This is a genomic window from Photobacterium sp. 53610, from assembly GCF_036409375.1.
GTDB lineage: Bacteria > Pseudomonadota > Gammaproteobacteria > Enterobacterales > Vibrionaceae > Photobacterium.
In genome coordinates this window covers 771,889-789,406 of record NZ_JAXOFS010000001.1, presented here as the reverse complement: position 1 = coordinate 789,406, position 17,518 = coordinate 771,889, and the positions used below count along the sequence as shown (strand labels likewise).

Here is a 17,518-nt window from a genome sequence, read left to right as displayed (position 1 = left end):
ACGTTTAGGATGGATTTATGAAAAAGACATGGCTTGTTGCCCCACTGACTGCCCTGATGGCTTTGAGCGCTTCTCAGGCATTTGCCGCTCAGGAACTGACGGTTTACACAGCCTTTGAAACGGACATGCTGGCGAAATTCAAAAACGGTTTTGAAAAAGCCAACCCGGATATCAAAATCAAATGGGTTCGCGATTCAACCGGCATCATGACCGCCAAGCTGCTGGCAGAAAAAGGTAACCCGCGTGCAGATGTTGTGTGGGGACTGGCCGGTTCTTCCATGGCACTGCTGAAAGAAGAAGGCGTGCTGAAACCTTATCAGCCAAAAGGTCTGAATAAAATTCATGCCAACCTGATCGACCCGCAAGCAAACCCAGCCTGGTTTGGTAACGACGCATTTTTCAATGCGGTTTGCTTCAACGAGAAAGTGGCCAAGCAGCTTGGCCTGAGCAAACCATCTTCCTGGGAAGATCTGCTGAAGCCGGAATACAAAGGTCATATTGCAATGCCTAACCCGGCATCTTCCGGTACAGGTTACATGCAGGTTTCTGCCTGGTTGCAATCTATGGGTGACCAGAAAGGCTGGGATTACATGACCAGACTGGATCAAAACATTGCACACTACACGCATTCAGGTTCAAAACCTTGCGTTCAGGCAGGCATGGGTGAAGTGGCTATCGGTATTTCAATGGCCATTCGCGGCGCCAAGCTGAAATCACAGGGTGCGCCAATTGATATCATCCTGCCAAAAGGTGGTGTGGGCTGGGAAGCTGAAGCGGTGGGTCTGGTCAATACACAGTCTGATGCGGCGAAGCGTCTGGTCGACTGGTCTCTGTCGAAAGAAGCCAACACGCTGTACAACGAGTTCTACCCGGTTGTGGGTCGCAAAGACGTGAACAAACCCGTGAAAAACTACCCGAATGTTCAGCAGGCCATGGTGAAAATGGACTTCTCCAAAATGGCAGTCAGCCGTGAAGACGTGCTGAAGACCTGGTCTGATAAATTCGACGCGAAGTCTGAACCTCGCTCGTAATCTCTGAGATCAGACATCCTCCAAGGCAACCTGTCCGGGTTGCCTTTTGCTTTCTCAAATCCCGAAAAACCGTCAACCGCTGTCTTCTGATCGTCAAGCTTCTGTCATTGAAGTGTCATCCACCCGGACTAAGTTTGGTATATACCAAATAGAGAATTAGTTTAGCTATGGAAACTTACCTGAAAATCTCACAAGTCGGTAAACAGTTTGGTCAGTTTACCGCCCTGAAAAACATCTCGTTAACCATCAATCAAGGCGAATTCATTTGTTTTCTGGGGCCATCCGGCTGCGGTAAAACCACACTGCTTCGTGCCATTGCCGGGCTGGATCTGGCAAGTTCAGGCACCATAGAACAGGCAGGACATGACATTACTTTTCTGCCGCCGGAAAAACGCGATTTCGGCATTGTTTTCCAGTCCTATGCATTATTCCCGAACCTGACCGTGAGCGAGAACCTGAGCCTTGGATTACGGAATCAGGGAAAATCATTGTCTGAAGTCGACGCCATTGTCTCCCGCTGGCTGGAAACCATTGCGCTGCCCGATGCCGGACTCAAATACCCCAACCAGCTTTCCGGCGGACAACAACAGCGGGTTGCGCTGGCTCGTGCCTTATCATTATCACCGGGATTATTACTGCTTGATGAACCCCTCTCGGCTCTGGATGCCAAGGTGCGCGCGCATCTGCGTGAAGAAATCCGTCGCCTGCAGCGCCAGCTGGGGATCACCACCATTATGGTGACGCATGATCAGGAAGAGGCACTGGCCATGGCCGATCGTATTGTGGTCATGAACCACGGCTGCATTGAACAGGTCGGCACGCCGCAGGAAATTTATCAGCACCCGGCATCCCGTTTTGTAGCGGAGTTCGTCGGACAGATGAATTTCCTGCCAGCCTCCGTAGTCAGCGAACATCAGATGCGGATTGGTGAGTCTCTGTTGCCGCTGCCAGTGGCTGATTTCAGACGCGGAGAGCAGGTCGAACTGGGACTGCGTCCGGAAGATTTACATTTTCTGCCGCCCGGCGAGCAAAGTGAAAGCAGCCTGCTGGTTCGGGTTGAAGATCTCGAATTTCAGGGCACCTTCATGCGGGCCGACTGCCAGCTTCAGGGCGCCCATCAGCTTCCGATGATTAAAGTCGATGTGCCGATCCGTGAAATCCGGAATCTGGGCCTGAGCCGGGGCCACTATCTGCATCTGCACATTGCTGAAAAACACACCCAGATTTACCGTCAGAACCGATAAACAGGATATTCCCATGACTCAACTGACCCGACAGCAGGATGTGAATTCATCCGGTCTGATGCAATCAGTTTCCCGTTTCCGGCACAGTCTCGGCCGCGATAATCTGACGCTGGGTGCCCTGCTGGTGCTCTTTGCTGGCCTGATGGGCATTTTTATCGTCGCCCCTTTACTGGCCATGCTGCAAAAAAGTGTCCAGAATGCCGATGGTGAATTTGTCGGTCTGACAAACTTTGCAGCATATTTTGCTTCGCCTTCCTTATGGCTGTCCTTGCAAAACACGATTCTGATTGGCGTGGTCGTGACAGGATTTGTCGGTGTGCTGGCCTTTGGTTACGCTTATGCCCTGACCCGCAGTTGTATGCCATTCAAAGGCATCTTTACTGTGATTGGTTCTGCACCGATTCTGGCGCCGTCTCTGTTACCTGCAATCAGTCTGATTTATCTCTTTGGCAATCAGGGCATCGCCAAGGAACTGCTGATGGGACAAAGCATTTACGGCCCGATTGGGATTGCCATCGGCCTGATTTTCTGGACCTTTCCGCATGCACTGATGGTTGTGACAACGTCACTTAAAACCTCAGATGCAAGACTCTATGAAGCAGCCAAAGCACTGAACACGTCTCCGGTTCGCACGTTCTTTCTGGTCACCCTGCCAGGCGCAAAATACGGACTGATCAGTGCCCTGATCGTTGTGTTTACTCTGGTGGTCTGTGACTTTGGCGTCCCCAAAGTGATCGGCGGGCAGTACAACGTGCTGGCAACAGACATCTTCAAACAGGTGGTTGGTCAGCAAAACTTTGCCATGGGTGCAGTAACTTCTGTCGTCTTGCTCTTGCCCGCACTGCTGGCATTTCTGGGTGATCGCTGGGTACAGAAAAAACAGCAAAACCTGTTTGATGCCCGCTCAGTGGCGTACCAGCCCGAACCTAACCCGATTCGCGACAACCTTTGCCTGTTGTTTTGTTCCCTGATTGCCATTGCTGTGCTGACTGTCATCGGCATGGCGGTCTATGGCTCCCTGGTCACATTCTGGCCCTGGAACACCACGCTGAGTCTCAACAACTACAACTTTGCCGAGTTCAGTACTTATGGGTGGGCCCCATATTTCAACTCACTCAAACTGGCAGCTGGTGTCGCGGTAACGGGGACGCTGGTGATTTTCACTTCAGCTTACTGTATTGAAAAAGGCCGCAGCTTCGCTCCGTTACGGAACCTGATGCAAATGCTGGCGATTCTGCCCATGGCCGTACCGGGCATGGTCTTGGGCTTGGGTTATATTTTCTTTTTTAATCAGAGTGATAATCCGCTTTCCTGGCTATACGGCACCCTCACCATCTTGATCGTGAATACCGTAACTCACTACTACACTGTGGGCCATATGACAGCAATCACGGCCCTGAAACAATTACCGGCTGAGATAGAAGCCATTTCAGCCTCGTTGAATGTCCCTCAGTTCAAAACCTTTCTGAAGGTCACGGTGCCGGTCTGTATGCCCGCAATTCTGGAGATTGCCGCTTATCTCTTTATGAATGCCATGACCACAACGTCTGCCATTGTGTTTCTGTATGCAACCGACACGATGCCCGCATCCGTCTCGGTACTGAATATGGATGATGCCGGACAAACCGGACCCGCAGCAGCGATGGCTGTCATGATTCTGATCACCGCGGCGGGCGTGAAACTCCTTCATGTCGCGGCAAATCGCCTCAGTGATCAGTACACCCAGGCATGGCGGAAACGCTGAACGTTCTTTATGCTAATGACGACACGTGATTAGCCTTATATCATAGCGAACCGGCTGAGCCTCTTTGCAGCCGGTAACAGGACAGAAACAGTGCAATATTTAAAAATCATGGAAGCCATCAACGAACAGATTGATGCCGGACTGCTCAGCAGCGGACACAAGCTGCCCGCTGAGCGTAAGCTGGCGGAGTCTTTCAGTACTACGCGTGTCACGCTGCGTGAATCACTGGCTTTACTGGAAGCCGAAGGCAAACTTTACCGTGAAGATCGCCGCGGCTGGTTTGTCTCACCCGACCCTTTACGCTACGACCCAACCTACACCACCGACTTCCCGGCGATGGCAAAAGCACAAGGGCGGAAACCTCGCTCTGAGCTGTTATCGGCGAAAAGAGTGCCGGCCAGTCGAAGGGCGGCCTCATTATTAAATGTCGAGCCATTAACCGAAGTTTACCGGATCGACCGGCTGCGCTTTCTGGATGAACGGCCTGTCGTTGTAGTGACAAACTTTATTTCGCCGACCCATTTTCCGGATCTGTTTAAGCACAATATTACCGACTCGCTCACCACAACGTATCGCGAGCAGTACGGGGTGCTTTATTCGAAAACCCGATTCAGGGTCCGATCGACATCTCTGATGGCAGATACCGCCCATCATCTGCGTGCAACGTCCGGGACCCCGGCCATGTTCGTTGAGCGAATCAACTACGACCAGCATGGCAACCTGATTGACTGCGATCTCGAATACTGGCGCCATGATGCCATCTTAATTGAATCGACGGCGACCATTTAACTTCGCCCTCCGGCGATTCACCTCAGAACCTCACGGAAAATAAAAAGCCCGCATTTCGCGGGCTCAATACTCAGTAACCTGAACATTTATCTCACCCAATGCGCGAATATTTCAGCAGGAACTCTGACTTTGGGCTGATGGGCAGTCGCGTCATCCGGATGCCGGTAGCCGATCGGGCAAATCACAGAGGTTGTCAGCCCTTTTCCGGTCAGCCCTAAGACTTCATCGTATCCTTTGGCGTCAAAACCACCCATCGGGCAGGCATCAACCTTCAGTACCGCGGCGGCAGCCAGAAACTGGCCCAGGGCAATATTGGCCTGCTGGTGCGCCCACGCCAGGCGCTCTTGTTCCGTCTGTGAAGCCAGTGCACCTTTAAACGCATTCACCATGGGAGCCAGATCGGACAACGGCACCTGTCGGGCATCCGATACTCGCAGAGCATAACGGTCAACCAGCTCATTCGCCGGAGCCGTTTGTGCAGCAAATACAATCAGATGAGAGCTGTGCAGCACTTTATCCTGCCCCATGGAATGGGGTAATAAAGCTTCTCTGATTGCTTCAGATTCTATGACCAGCAGACGATAAGGCTGCAGTCCGTACGAAGATGCACTCAGTCTTGCAGCTTCTAACAGTTGCCCGATCAACTCAGGCTGGACTTTCTGATCAGAAAAACGGCGGACGGCATATCGCCAGTTCAGGTCTTGGATAAGATTCATCATTCCCTCTGCGTGTGATTGATATCGACTTTGTGATGACAAAGGTACGCAAAGACAGCGATAAAAAATAATGAATGATTTCTGGTTTATCTATAGATGTTATCAACTGATTTGACACAGTTGCTTACACAGAAACTGAATCACAGCATCATTTTCAAACTGAGGGAAATACCCCAGCTGCAACTGAATTTCACGCTCCGCCCCGCTGCTCAGCGGTAGTCTGACCCAACCTTCTGCATCTGTTCCGGCCAGCATCCATTCCGGCAACCATGCATACCCCAGCCCGGCTTCAACTGCCGATTTTGCTGCATGGAAGTGGGAAACCGTCACGCGTTGCTGACTGCCCAACCAGCCGGTACTGGTATTGTTTCTTATCCCGCCGTCCATCACCACGATCTGGCAATGACCGATCAGATCATCTACCGATAAGGCACTGGCGTGGGCTAACGGATGATGGCAACTGACCACGGCAGCTTTTCGGATGACCATGACCTTTTGCGACAGCGTATTCGACGGCAGTTTACTCGTCATGGCAAGCTGCACCGTCCCGTCCTCCAGCAGTTCTGATGCACGGGACAAACAGGTTTCGTACAGCCTGAGATTGACCTCAGGAAAATGGGCGTGACAAGCCAGAACGGCTTTCTGCCAGGCCTCACTGGGATATAGCGTATCTATCGCCACGGACACTTCACGAATAATTTTGTCCTGATAACTGCCCGCCAGTCTTTCCAGCATCAGGGACTGCTGAACCAGCTGTTTCGCCTGTGGCAGTAAACTGTTGCCAAAAGGCGTGAGCATCGCCTTGCGGCCTTTGACTTCAAACAACGACTTTTCAAGGCTCTGTTCCATCTTACGGATGGCATGGCTGACCGTCGGTTGTGTTTTAAATAACTTTTCACCGGCTTGCGCAAAACCACCTTCCTCAACGACGGCCACAAACATCTTCCATTGCTCAATCGTTACTTTACTCACGCGCTTCTCCTGCCGGTTGTCTGCAAACTCGCCTTATATTGACACATTCAGGCGGACTTAACAGTTTGTATTGGATGACATTTTAAATGCCTGAATTCATATCCGCTGGCAGGTGTCTGGTCAGCCGGGTCATTCTTTGTCAGTTCTCGGCAACTCTTTCGCGATCTTTTTTGATTCCCACAGCCGAAGATGCCTCTCGTGCCCTCAGAATGCAGAGCACAAAACAGTATTCCTTGAACTGGCGTCAATCAAAGCACTTTGATTCCTGCATCTCCGGGCGATCTGGGTTTAAACTTCATTTTATATTTTTCAATCACTTCTCCGGAAACATTTGAATGGACTCACTTTCTGAAAAAACGGGTGCCCTCTCCGGCTATCTGCGATCAGGTTTTGTGATCATGCTGTCGAGCCTGGTCCTGGGTTTTATCGCTGATTATTTGTTTAATCTGACACTCAGCCATGCATTACCGGCTCACCAATACGGTGACTACAAAGTGGCTTATGCTTTTGCGGTGTTATCGAGTGTCATCATTTTGTTGGGGGGTGACAGAATTGCCCCCCGCATTCTCGCAGCAGCCATTGAGAATCAAAACCGGGGCTACGTGCTGTCTTTCCTTCGCTTTTACACAGGCATCGCTTTATTACTCTCTGTGTTGCTCATTGCCGCAACCTATCTGGGCGGAGTACTGCATTTAGGCAAAACTGATCTCTCGGAGCACCATCCGCTGATGCTGATTTCTTTCGTCATCCCGCTGATAGCATGCGGCGCATTATTCAGCCGGGTATTGCAGTCAGCCAAAATGCTGGCGTTATCAAATCTCCCGTGGCGGATCGGCTTACCCCTGATCAAAGCAGGTACTGTTGCCTTTCTGATGATCTCCATCAGCCAGGTGGAATTATGGCAGGTGATTTTATCCGGAGGGATTGCAGTGGCCGGCATTACCTTCTGGCAATGGCGTAAAATACAGACGCTGGGATTGATCGACTCAACCCAGGCGATTCCACCTCTTGCAGAAAAACGGCAGCTGCTGAGCTGGTCCGTCCCAATGATGCTGACCATGCTCATCACCATGGCTTTAAACCAGATAGACCTTTTCATGCTGGAAATCCTTGCGGATGAAAATTCAGTGGGCCACTTTGCTGCTGCGGCCACCACAGCGCATTTGTTACCCGTCGCTCAGGTGACCATTGCCGGTATTTTTCTGCCGCTGATCGGACGAACAATGGATAACGACCCGGAACAGGCAAAAGCCTTGTTTTGGCGGGCACAGAAAATCATTACGCTGTCGATTCTCGTACTGGCGGCCGGTGAGCTTTATTTCGGAGGCTGGTTATTATCTTTCTTCGGGAATGATTTTCAGCAAGCGGAGCAGACACTGTACTGGCTGATTGCAGCCTACGCGATCTGGGGATTCAGCGGATTTGCATCAACCTGGTTACAGTACAGTCACTATGGCCGCAACATTGTTATCATTGGGATCCTGACCCTGATTGCGGATATTTCTGCGAACTTTTGGCTGATTCCGGCAATGGGGATGCAGGGTGCGGCAATCGCAACGTGCCTGGCGATGAGTCTGGCTGCCGCAACAACCTGGTACACCTTTGCTTTTTCTCTGCGTCAGCAACCGATTGAGAAAGAAACAAGTACACAGCACTGACATAAAAAAAGAGCGCAACCTTTCGGCTGCGCTCAACATTACAGGAATTCAGTGAATCATGAATTACAGGTGAACCTGAATCACTTTCTTCGTAACACCGCCATCGTTATCCATCACTTTCAGCGTCACTTCATGATCGCCGTAGCTTGGGAAAATAGTGGTGAAGAAGCGACCACGTTTGATCTTACCGTTTGGCAGCGTCCACTCTGTGTCAACAATGCGGCCATCGCTGTCAGTACTGGTTGACCACATGGTTACCCAGCGACCAACGTGGAAGTAACTTGCGTTGGCTTCAGGCAGTGCATTGGGCACTTCAACAGTGACAGAATAGCTGTAAGTATCGGTCGCACCTTTATCGTCAGTCACGGTCAGGCTTACGGTATAAGTTCCCGCCTGCTGATACTGCCAGCTTGGCGCAGCTTCGTTGCTGTATTTACCGTTACCGAAATCCCACTGGTGGCTGATGATTTCACCGTCTGTATCAACACTCAGGTTCTTCGCAGAAACAGACAGACCATCTACTTTCAGCTCAAAACTCGCTGTTGGCGCTTCGTTCTGAGAACCTACTTTAGACAGACGCACAACACCAAACTCATTGTTCTGACCTTGCTGTACCACATCGATCATCAGACCAAACTCAGTCAGCTTACGACCTGCATCCGGTACTGTTGGTGAAGTGTAATCTTCTGCATCAGAGAAGTTTGCATTACCAATCAGGCTGGTATCTTCCAGTACATCGCCTGTGCTGTCGACCAGACGCAGCGGTGTTTGATCATTCAGCGAGAATGCCGCGTCACGAACCTGGAACCGGGTTTGTGCAGCCTGGCCAGAGTTCGCCCAAACCAGTGCATTCTGGTCTGCATCGACAACACCCAACCAACCTTCACCCGGGTGTTTACCAACCCAGTTATCAGTCAGAGACTCATCCACATACCAAACGACCAGACCTGGTTCGAATGTCATGATCTGACCCATACGTTTGATGTTTGCCAGACCTTCGTCGACACCAGTGTGGCTACGCCATTGCAGCAGGTAATAGTGCGCAGCATCGTGGTAACCATCAGACAGTTTGTAACCGTTGAAGGCAAAGGTAGAACCCGACTCACCATCATCAATGGCTGTCACTGCACCATCAACATCCAGAACCAGGTTGTCCAGGTACATACCTTCCATGGCCAGACCACCGTCAGTGACATAGTCGAAGCCCAGGGTAACTTCCTGACCAGCCCACTGGCTCAGGTCAAACTCAGCGTCAATCCAGCCATTGGAATCACCACCAATCGCAGGCACTAAACCAGTCTTATACGGGTCGTCCATTGAGGTAATGTTACCGCTGATTTGTTGACCATTGATCAACACGCGCGCGAAGTCATAGTCTTTCTCAATCTGATACCAGGTTTTGAACTTCAGCGTAACTTTGGTACCCGCAGGAATAACCAGTTTACGACTCATGCTGTTCTTCAGATCATCGCCTTTGCCGGAATGGAAAGAGTACTGGCCTTCAAATGGTTTCAGGGTTTCAATGCGTTTGTTCGGCAGTGTCACCTTCACCATGTTCGGCAGTTTGGTATCTGTTGTCTGGAACAGTGTGAATTCACGTGGTGAATTCTCCAGATCGCTCAGAGAAACCTGCTGATCATTTACCCAGTGACCACCGATCGACTGTTGCAGGAACTGCTTCGACCAAGAACTGAATGCTGTTGGCTGCGTGCCGCCAATTTTACCGGCCCAGCTGCCCGAAGACATGATTGACCAGTAGGAAACAGGCTCACCTTTACCGGTATATTGCGTGTCGTACTCATCAGGCAGGCCAAGATCGTGACCATACTCGTGCGCACACACACCCGCGGCTGCATCGATTGGCTGAATGGTGTAGTCGAAAGCTGCGTACTGACCGTTAAAACGCTCAGGGACATTACTCTTCGTCCCTGCCAGAATATGAGGCTGACCCAGGTTAAAACGGTGAGACCAGATTGCATCTTTACCCAGGACACCACCACCGGCTTCTTCACCGACAGATGAATGGAAGACCATCAGGTGATCGATCACGCCATCAGGCTCGCGATAGTTACCATCACCATCATAGTCATAGCGGTCTTCGACGTCGTAATCCGCCAGATTGATATTTGGATCCTGTGCCAGCTGGTTCAGTGCTTCACGGACCAGCTCCTGAGCGTTCATATCATTGTCAGTCGTCGGTGAGTTACCACCGTAAAATGCAGCATTTTTCGATGCATGATACCAACCGGCTGCCTGACCCATCACAGAGTAGGTATCGCCAGATTCCTGCTCATAGTACTGGCGCATTGAGATGAAGTTCTCGCCGTTCGGACCGGTATAACCTGTGCCCGAGAACAGCAGATCCTGATAGTGAGCAGCTTCATAGCTGTCATACAGCATTTCTGTATGTTCTTTCGTCAGCTTATTGTCATTCCACGGCAGATCCGGGAAGTCGATCAACAGCGCAAGTACTTTATCCGTACGTTTTTGGCTGACATCCAATGCAAAAATATTTGCACGTTGCATGCCTTTATTTTTCTGGATCGTTTTCAGTACTTTTGCACGTTTTTCCAGTGCCTGTTTGCCAAACTGAGCGTCGCCTTTAAATCCTGAGCGAATCTTATTTTCAAGGTACTGATCCAGAGCATGGCGTTTTTGTTCTTCAGATGCCCCAGCATCAACAACCCCATTTCTGACCAGCATTTCAATTAATTTATCTTCGTTCACAACACCCATGTCCACAGGTGTTTGCGCATATCCACTGCCACTGAACAAAGTGAACATTGCTGAAGCCAACAATGTTTTCTTCATGTGTTTCATTTACTGTCCTTATTTATATTTTCCATCGTGAAGTTGTCAAAACCCCAGCCGAGCAAAAAGTACCCGGCTGTTAACAACGCAGTTAAATCAGAGATTACTCAGGAGAAATACATTTCCTTTGTGCCATATCTGATGAATCTGAAGAATTTGTTGTGTCTTTTTCTGTCTGCTTTTTATCTTTCTGTTTTTTATCTTTCAAAATGGCTTTTCTATTCAGATAAATCCTGAGTGCCTCTTGCTTTTCGGCATAAGTCAGACCTTCACAAATGATCCCTTGTTCTTCCAGTGAACGGATTAACCTTTCGTCATCAGCCTGAACCTGAGCCATAGCCACACCAGGAAATAACCACAAAGCGATGAATAGACATGCACGTTTCACTACTCACCCTCCTCTTTGTAAACAATGTGTAACAAAATATATGCAACGATTTTGTTCAGCAAGCTGTCAAAACAGCATGAAGGGCTGAAAATCACACTTTCAACATAAAAAGTTAACTATCTATAAAACAGAAATCATATCCTTATCAGCTATTTAATCAGAAAATAAGAATAAATACTCAGCCCTACCTCTTTTGATTAAAGACCAAAACAGCGCACTCTGCCTTTTGATAAGGTTCACTTCTGTCTCATCTTTATATTGATATAAGCGGAAAAGCCAAACATAGCCACACAAGAGTGAATAAAAATTCTGAGATTGTGTTTATTTATTTTTGAGGATTTTTTTGAAGTGAGTCGAAAAAATGCTTCTATCAGTATTTATGAAGCTGAAACAGATGAATATTCGTGAAACACCCAATAAAAATAATTAACTCGACTATCAATAGAGAATAAAATGATGGTTCAGAATAAGAGAAGCACATGAATTACCATAATTATTTCATGGTTAATTCACAAAAAATACCGCTCTGCGCAAATGAAACCATATTATTCGTCATTATCCGGCTGCCTTTACTGGCTAAACGAGGAAGCACACCGACATAAATATGAAGCGGCCGCTCTGAGGAAAAGATAAATGAAAGGTCGTGATTTCGAAGCAGCCTGTGCAATGAAACAAAGTCAATTCACAGGTGTCATTCAAAGGTAGCTGAAAATAGAGCGCCTGAACAATATTAATGATGGCGATTACAGAAGCAGCACCATCAGTCTGTTTTCATGACAGGCATGATAAATTTAAAGCCGGTACGCTGGAAACCGGCATCTTCATAAAACTGACAAGCGACTTCACGAGATTCAGCACTGGTCACTTCCAGGCAAGTACATCCCTGCTCTGCGGCACTCTGCCTGGCATATGCCAATAATTCTGAGCCAATACCCTGATTTCTGGAATCATCATCCACAACCAGTGCAGTCACACGCGCATAGCGCTCTGCTGTGGGAAAATAATCAAAATAAATCACTGAAATCAGCCCCACCGGCTGACCTTCAATTTCTGCTATCACAATCGTTTCAAGATCTGAATCGGCAACATAAATCATCCGTTCAATCCGCTTCGGCTCAACCGCGTAGCCAAGCTGCACCAAGAGCCGGCTCAATCCTTGTCCATCAGAAGGTTGTGCCGGGCGAATATTAAGCTGAGGTTCAATCATCATGCTGTCCTGTTCGAAAAAAGTGAGAACCCGGTAGGTAAAGTATCAAATCTCCAATACCCTACCGCAGTTCTCACCCGTTCGTCATAGTCAATTCAATGAAATGATTACTTCCAGTTTTTATACATGGCTTCCGCCAGGGCTTCATTTGAGGTCAGGATGACGGTCAAAGGGGCTTTCTCATGCTCCTGATCGAGCAAAATGACTTCATCTCTCGCCAAATAGCTCGACATCACCATCTGAGTTTCATTCCCCAGTTTCGGATTTTGCGGCGCATCGCCAAACTGAATATTAATAGTCTGGTACGGCAGTGCCGGCTTATCAGGCGCAGGCGTCGTCATCTTTGATTCAAAACTCCAGCTCGCCTGAAATTCTGCTTCGCCAAATGGTTTCACCATGACCGTCGTGTCTGTGATGAAGGTCAGTTGGGTCAGCGCTGGTATCGGCGGAACATCATTTTGAAACTCAGCAAGATCTCTTAAGTGATACCACCGCTTGCCAATGAAATCATTTGCTGTCAATTGCGTGCCGGCTTCCTGGAAAGTTGCCTTTGTTTGCCAAACCGCCAGGAGTTTTTTTGAAGCATCGTAGAACAAATTTCCCACAGCAAAGTCGTTGGAAAGATAAAGGAACTTTGCGGTCACTGCCGGTTTTGAATCCACAGTCATCGTCATGCCTGACACACGATAAGGCGTATCATCCGCGATAAAGCCAATGCTGCTGCTCGTGATTTTTCCCGCTTCAAACATTAATTGATGAGGAATCCTGACACCTATATTTGGAAACTCAAGGAAAACTGGCTCACCCCTTTCAAGAAAAGGTTTCAAACCTTTCACCCGCTCCGTTTGCGTCACCTCTCCTTTTTTATTAACGACCAGAGTGACCGTATCAAAATCCACATTATTGTTTTCCAGCGTCTGGATATGAGATTTTAAGGCCTGGATTTGTATTTTCTGAGTTTCCGGCTGATTCCATGCCAGCGTTTCACCCAGCATTTTGGTCATCGCCCGGGCGTACAAATGAATTTTTTTAGCTTCAGGGTTCGAGGCTTTTAACGCAACATAGTCATTTTTCAACAGCGCCGGATCCAGATTCAGGCTGGCGGCGAATTCGTCAAGAGTCTGCTGATTCATCTGGGCCAGCGTCGAAAACGGTGTCAGCAAAACTTCGCCGGCGCCAGCCAGTAATTCAGCATTCTGCCAGACATAACCGGAATGATCGCTGTCTGAAGTTTCTCCCGCGATAATCCGGGCAATCAGTGGATATTTCTGATCACTTGTCTGAATTTTGACTTCACCATTCGCGTCCGTTCTTTTCGATAAAACCTCACCTGCATCGCAGATAAAGTTCATGTTTCTGTCGACGCAGACTTCCGCATTCGACAAGTATCCGTCAACCACTTTCACGGTTATCGTTTCATCTGAATCGGAACCACCTGAACCGCCACATCCCGACAATATGACAGCCGATACCAGTAACGATAAAAACGACTTCTTCATAGACCTTTCCCCAAACGCTGAACTTCGCCAAAATGAGCGAACATTGATGAATAAAGGTTATTTTTCAGACGATTCGATTCTATGTCCATCTGCGCATATCACCAACGTGAATGAAATCGAATACAAATGAGAAGTAAGTCGCAAATCAGAGAGTATTTCAGAAGATTCAAACCATAAAAAAACGGGAGCAACAGGCTCCCGTTTCAAATACATCATGAAGAATGATTAAGCTTCTGCAGGTTTCGCATTCGGAGAAACGTCAACCGTTTTCGCGGCTTTCCCTTCTGCGCCATGCATCCAGCGAATCAGCTGATTTGAGCACACCACCAGAATCAGACCAGAAGCTGCAGCAGTCACTGCGATACCGCCGAAGATTGCCAGAGGGCCGGACTCACCAACATGCGCACCAATCATACCGGCAACATAGTTGGCCACAGCGTTAAAGCCAAACCAGACGCCCATCATCAGAGAGGCCAGACGCAGCGGAGCCAGCTTTGTAATCATTGACAGGCCAATCGGAGAAAGGCATAGCTCACCCATCGTGTGGAAGAAGTAGGCTGCAACAATCCACAGCATGGACGTCTTCGCAGACAAGTCACCGCCCTGCTGCAATACAGCACCAACCATACATACAAAACCAATGGCCAGCAGGAAAAGAGCAATCGCAAATTTAATCGGCGAACTCGGCTCTTTAGGACCCATTTTCACCCACAGGGAAGCCAGAAGCGGCGCCATGGTAATGATAAAGAATGGGTTCAGAGACTGGAACCAGGCTGTTGGCACTTCAAAACTGCCAATCATACGGTCTGCATATTCCTGCGTGTAAATGTTCATCAGACCACCCGCTTGCTCAAAGCCGGCCCAGAAGACGACAACGAACAGACCCATGATCATAATGACTTTCAGACGGTCAATTTCTTTACGCGTCAGAGGTTGTTTTTTACCTGATGAAGACATCGCAGCAGCACGTTTTGCTGCAGGAACCTTACCAATATCGCCCAGCAGTTTTTCTGCAAATACCATCTGAATGATCAGGCTGAGGACCATACCGATACCAGCAGCGACAAAGCCGGCTTTCCAGCCGTAAGCTGATGTCGCCGCTCCGGCGATGATACCAGCCAGTAGTGCACCCAGGTTAATCCCCATATAGAAGATCGTAAAAGCACCGTCGCGGCGATGATCGCCCTCTTGATACAGATCGCCAACCATAGTTGAGATGTTTGGTTTGAAAAAACCATTACCAACGATCAGCAGCGCCAGCCCCAGATAAAAAGCCATTGTGGCACTTTGGCCAACCATAGAATGCGGGAGAGCTAGCGTAAACTGGCCTAACGCCATCAACACACCACCAATAATGATCGATCGGCGCTGACCTAAGAAATTATCCGCTACCCAACCACCGATCAACGGTGCGATATACACCAGACCGGTGTAAATACCATAGAGACTGAGGGCATCCTCAGTAGACCATCCCAGGCCACCACTGACTGTTTTATCTGTCAGATAAAGTACAAGAATGGCGCGCATCGCGTAATACGAAAAACGCTCCCAAAGCTCAGTACCAAACAGCAGGAACAAACCTTTAGGGTGCCCCATCAGGGTCCCATTTCCTTTGTTGCTCATAATTATTCTCTTCGTTGAGGTAGTTATGTATCCATATATCCGGCCCATTTTATAAATTACAAACTAAATCACTGCAAATTTTAACAGAAACAGAACAAAATACGAACAACATAAGTTATTGATTTATAAGGAAGTGTTTTTTACACCCAAATTTGAAATTTTACTTTTAACTAATGAATTGGTGTTTAATTCCACAAAATAATCAATATCACAGAATTAAAACCCACACTATTAACTATTTTTGGTTTTTAATGCTTATTTTTTTGATTATTAATGATTGTTACACTTTGAACGGGCCGGGTGAATGGAAAACAATCAACTCAATAGCAACCGGATTGAGCATCAAGTTGCAAGGTGACGAATAAAAAAAGCAGGTTGATATACCTGCTTTTGAAAAAGATGACACCATTATCCTTTATCAGCTTTTCCTGCTGAACTTGCGAGCTTAGCCAGCTGACAGTCCAGCCAGCGTGGCCGGCGATGATGATCTTCCGCCTTTTCTTTTCTGCGAATCGCATTTCTGATGATCAAAGCGCCAAACCAGCGCAGGGGTTCGGGCGGGAAGCTTGCTAACGGACCCGAGACAAGACCTGAGCGTGTCCAGGTGTTGTTTTCGCCAAGAACAAGTGAAGCAAGAATCTGCCCTCCCATCCAGCTTTGCGCGACACCATTTCCGGAATATCCCAAGCCATAAACAATGTCCGGATTCTCTTTTAAGCGGCCAAAGAATGGCATCCCGGTTGCCGAACGATCTGACGCCCCAGTCCAGGTTGAATCAATCAGCTCAAGCGGGAGCGAAGGAAAAAAACGATGAAAAGCAGCATTTAATATCTGTTGATAACGGCTGGGTTCGTCAAACACCTTTGACATCCGGTTTGCGAACGAAAAGTAATTGCCGCCTTTGCCCAGCATCAGTCTGCCTTCCGGTGTCGTGCGATAGTAGTGAACAAATGTCCGTCCATCGATCACGGTTTTTCCGTCTTTGAGTCCTGTTTTCGCCAGCTTTTCAGGGATCGGCTTGGTGATCATCATGTCTGACGAAACCAGAACGACACTATTTTTAAATTCCGGAAATAACGACGGCATCCAGGCATTCAGTGCTAACACCACTTTTCCGGCCCGGATCCTTCCCTTGGGCGTCGTGATACAGACAGGCTGCTGTTTTTTTTCTATGCCGGTCATCGGCGTCCTTTCATATATGGCAACCCCTGTCTCTTCAGCGACACGCTTAAGTCCCCTGACCAAAAGCCCGGGCTGAACACTGGCAGCGGCCTCAGAAAAATGCCCTTCCTGATGCAGCGCTGAACCGGATTCAGCCTGTACTTTTTCCTTTGTCCAGGGTTGCCATGAACTGATACTGTGTCGTTTCAGCTCATTCAGTACAGAGTCCAGTCCACCCAACTGTGCAGCGTTTGAGGCGGTGTATAATGTGCCATGCCGTCTCAGCTGAGCGTCAATCTGAAATTCTTGACAGAATGCCTCAATCTCATCAATGGCCTGCTCCGATGCTTTCACCAGACGCTTCGCCTCTGCTTCACCATACAACTTTTTCAGGCTCAGAAATTTTGTCGACCAGGTCAGCATACAGCCGCCATTTCTTCCCGAAGCACCGCTGCCGCACAGCTCTTTCTCTATCACAGCAATATTGAGGGATGGTTGTTTCTGTTTGAGTTGGATTGCTGTCCACAATCCGGTAAACCCGCCACCGACAATACATACGTCTGCATGGATATCCTGTTCCAATGCCTGAACGGTAGCGTTTGATTCACGCGCTATAGCTTCCTGAAACCAAAACGAACTGTGCTGATTCGATTGCATCACATCACCAATTGGTAT

Annotated in this window: 13 protein-coding genes; 5 read left to right on the top strand and 8 right to left on the bottom strand. The window is 48.6% G+C overall.

The annotated features are described in order from the left end of the window. Positions 1-17: 17 nt before the first annotated feature. The 4 genes from SPK40_RS03715 (at position 18) to phnR (ending at position 4,808) form a co-directional block, all read left to right on the top strand. Positions 18-1,031 carry a putative 2-aminoethylphosphonate ABC transporter substrate-binding protein gene (locus tag SPK40_RS03715; RefSeq protein ID WP_248140205.1) on the top strand — a complete coding sequence of 338 codons (1,014 nt, stop codon included), beginning with the start codon at positions 18-20 and terminating at the stop codon, positions 1,029-1,031. A gap of 167 nt (positions 1,032-1,198) precedes the next feature. Next, on the top strand, positions 1,199-2,275 hold the full coding sequence (locus tag SPK40_RS03710) for a putative 2-aminoethylphosphonate ABC transporter ATP-binding protein (RefSeq protein ID WP_256549379.1): 1,077 nt from the start codon (positions 1,199-1,201) through the stop codon (positions 2,273-2,275). A gap of 58 nt (positions 2,276-2,333) precedes the next feature. Then, on the top strand, positions 2,334-4,019 hold the full coding sequence (locus SPK40_RS03705) for a putative 2-aminoethylphosphonate ABC transporter permease subunit (RefSeq protein WP_248141641.1): 1,686 nt from the start codon (positions 2,334-2,336) through the stop codon (positions 4,017-4,019). Positions 4,020-4,109: 90 nt separating this feature from the next. Next, positions 4,110-4,808, top strand: coding sequence for a phosphonate utilization transcriptional regulator PhnR (phnR, locus tag SPK40_RS03700; RefSeq protein ID WP_248140203.1), 699 nt, complete (start codon positions 4,110-4,112; stop codon positions 4,806-4,808). Positions 4,809-4,894: 86 nt separating this feature from the next. Here phnR and SPK40_RS03695 read toward each other — a convergent pair whose 3' ends face one another. Both SPK40_RS03695 and SPK40_RS03690 read right to left on the bottom strand, forming a co-directional pair. Continuing rightward, entirely contained in the window at positions 4,895-5,527 is a 633-nt protein-coding gene (locus SPK40_RS03695) for an NAD(P)H-dependent oxidoreductase (protein WP_248140201.1), read from the bottom strand. 99 nt (positions 5,528-5,626) lie between these two features. Beyond that, a complete protein-coding gene (locus tag SPK40_RS03690; RefSeq protein WP_248140198.1) occupies positions 5,627-6,496 on the bottom strand; it encodes a LysR family transcriptional regulator in 870 nt (289 codons plus the stop codon). Positions 6,497-6,831: 335 nt separating this feature from the next. Here SPK40_RS03690 and SPK40_RS03685 point away from each other — a divergent pair, with 335 nt between their 5' ends. Next, positions 6,832-8,154: an oligosaccharide flippase family protein gene (locus SPK40_RS03685; RefSeq protein ID WP_330959473.1), complete on the top strand. Its 1,323-nt coding sequence runs from the start codon at positions 6,832-6,834 to the stop codon at positions 8,152-8,154. A gap of 63 nt (positions 8,155-8,217) precedes the next feature. On the opposite strand, the gene SPK40_RS03680 is transcribed toward SPK40_RS03685, so the two are convergent. The 6 genes from SPK40_RS03680 to SPK40_RS03655 all read right to left on the bottom strand — a co-directional run bounded on the left by SPK40_RS03680 (position 8,218) and on the right by SPK40_RS03655 (position 17,500). Next, the gene (locus SPK40_RS03680) at positions 8,218-10,974 is read right to left on the bottom strand and encodes an immune inhibitor A domain-containing protein (protein ID WP_330959472.1); all 2,757 of its coding nucleotides are present in this window, start codon (positions 10,972-10,974) and stop codon (positions 8,218-8,220) included. A 94-nt stretch (positions 10,975-11,068) separates the two neighbouring features. Further along, entirely contained in the window at positions 11,069-11,302 is a 234-nt protein-coding gene (locus tag SPK40_RS03675) for a hypothetical protein (protein WP_254589129.1), read from the bottom strand. 811 nt (positions 11,303-12,113) lie between these two features. After that, positions 12,114-12,563, bottom strand: a complete 450-nt coding sequence (locus tag SPK40_RS03670; protein ID WP_330959471.1) for a GNAT family N-acetyltransferase — start codon at positions 12,561-12,563, stop codon at positions 12,114-12,116. A gap of 104 nt (positions 12,564-12,667) precedes the next feature. Beyond that, positions 12,668-13,636, bottom strand: a complete 969-nt coding sequence (locus tag SPK40_RS03665) for a hypothetical protein (protein ID WP_330959470.1) — start codon at positions 13,634-13,636, stop codon at positions 12,668-12,670. Positions 13,637-14,284: 648 nt separating this feature from the next. Then, on the bottom strand, positions 14,285-15,682 hold the full coding sequence (locus tag SPK40_RS03660) for a peptide MFS transporter (protein WP_248140180.1): 1,398 nt from the start codon (positions 15,680-15,682) through the stop codon (positions 14,285-14,287). Between the two features lie 408 nt (positions 15,683-16,090). Then, positions 16,091-17,500 carry an FAD-dependent oxidoreductase gene (locus tag SPK40_RS03655; protein WP_330959469.1) on the bottom strand — a complete coding sequence of 470 codons (1,410 nt, stop codon included), beginning with the start codon at positions 17,498-17,500 and terminating at the stop codon, positions 16,091-16,093. Between the last annotated feature and the right edge of the window lie 18 nt (positions 17,501-17,518).

What these genes read in the sequence shown, in the direction of transcription:
- SPK40_RS03715 (WP_248140205.1), top strand. Translation starts at nt 18, where the DNA reads ATGAAAAAGACATGGCTTGTTGCCCCACTGACTGCCCTGATGGCTTTG.
- SPK40_RS03710 (WP_256549379.1), top strand. Translation starts at nt 1,199, where the DNA reads ATGGAAACTTACCTGAAAATCTCACAAGTCGGTAAACAGTTTGGTCAG.
- SPK40_RS03705 (WP_248141641.1), top strand. Translation starts at nt 2,334, where the DNA reads ATGCAATCAGTTTCCCGTTTCCGGCACAGTCTCGGCCGCGATAATCTG.
- SPK40_RS03695 (WP_248140201.1), bottom strand. Translation starts at nt 5,527, where the DNA reads ATGATGAATCTTATCCAAGACCTGAACTGGCGATATGCCGTCCGCCGT.
- SPK40_RS03685 (WP_330959473.1), top strand. Translation starts at nt 6,832, where the DNA reads ATGGACTCACTTTCTGAAAAAACGGGTGCCCTCTCCGGCTATCTGCGA.
- SPK40_RS03680 (WP_330959472.1), bottom strand. Translation starts at nt 10,974, where the DNA reads ATGAAACACATGAAGAAAACATTGTTGGCTTCAGCAATGTTCACTTTG.
- SPK40_RS03675 (WP_254589129.1), bottom strand. Translation starts at nt 11,302, where the DNA reads ATGGCTCAGGTTCAGGCTGATGACGAAAGGTTAATCCGTTCACTGGAA.
- SPK40_RS03670 (WP_330959471.1), bottom strand. Translation starts at nt 12,563, where the DNA reads ATGATGATTGAACCTCAGCTTAATATTCGCCCGGCACAACCTTCTGAT.
- SPK40_RS03660 (WP_248140180.1), bottom strand. Translation starts at nt 15,682, where the DNA reads ATGAGCAACAAAGGAAATGGGACCCTGATGGGGCACCCTAAAGGTTTG.
- SPK40_RS03655 (WP_330959469.1), bottom strand. Translation starts at nt 17,500, where the DNA reads ATGCAATCGAATCAGCACAGTTCGTTTTGGTTTCAGGAAGCTATAGCG.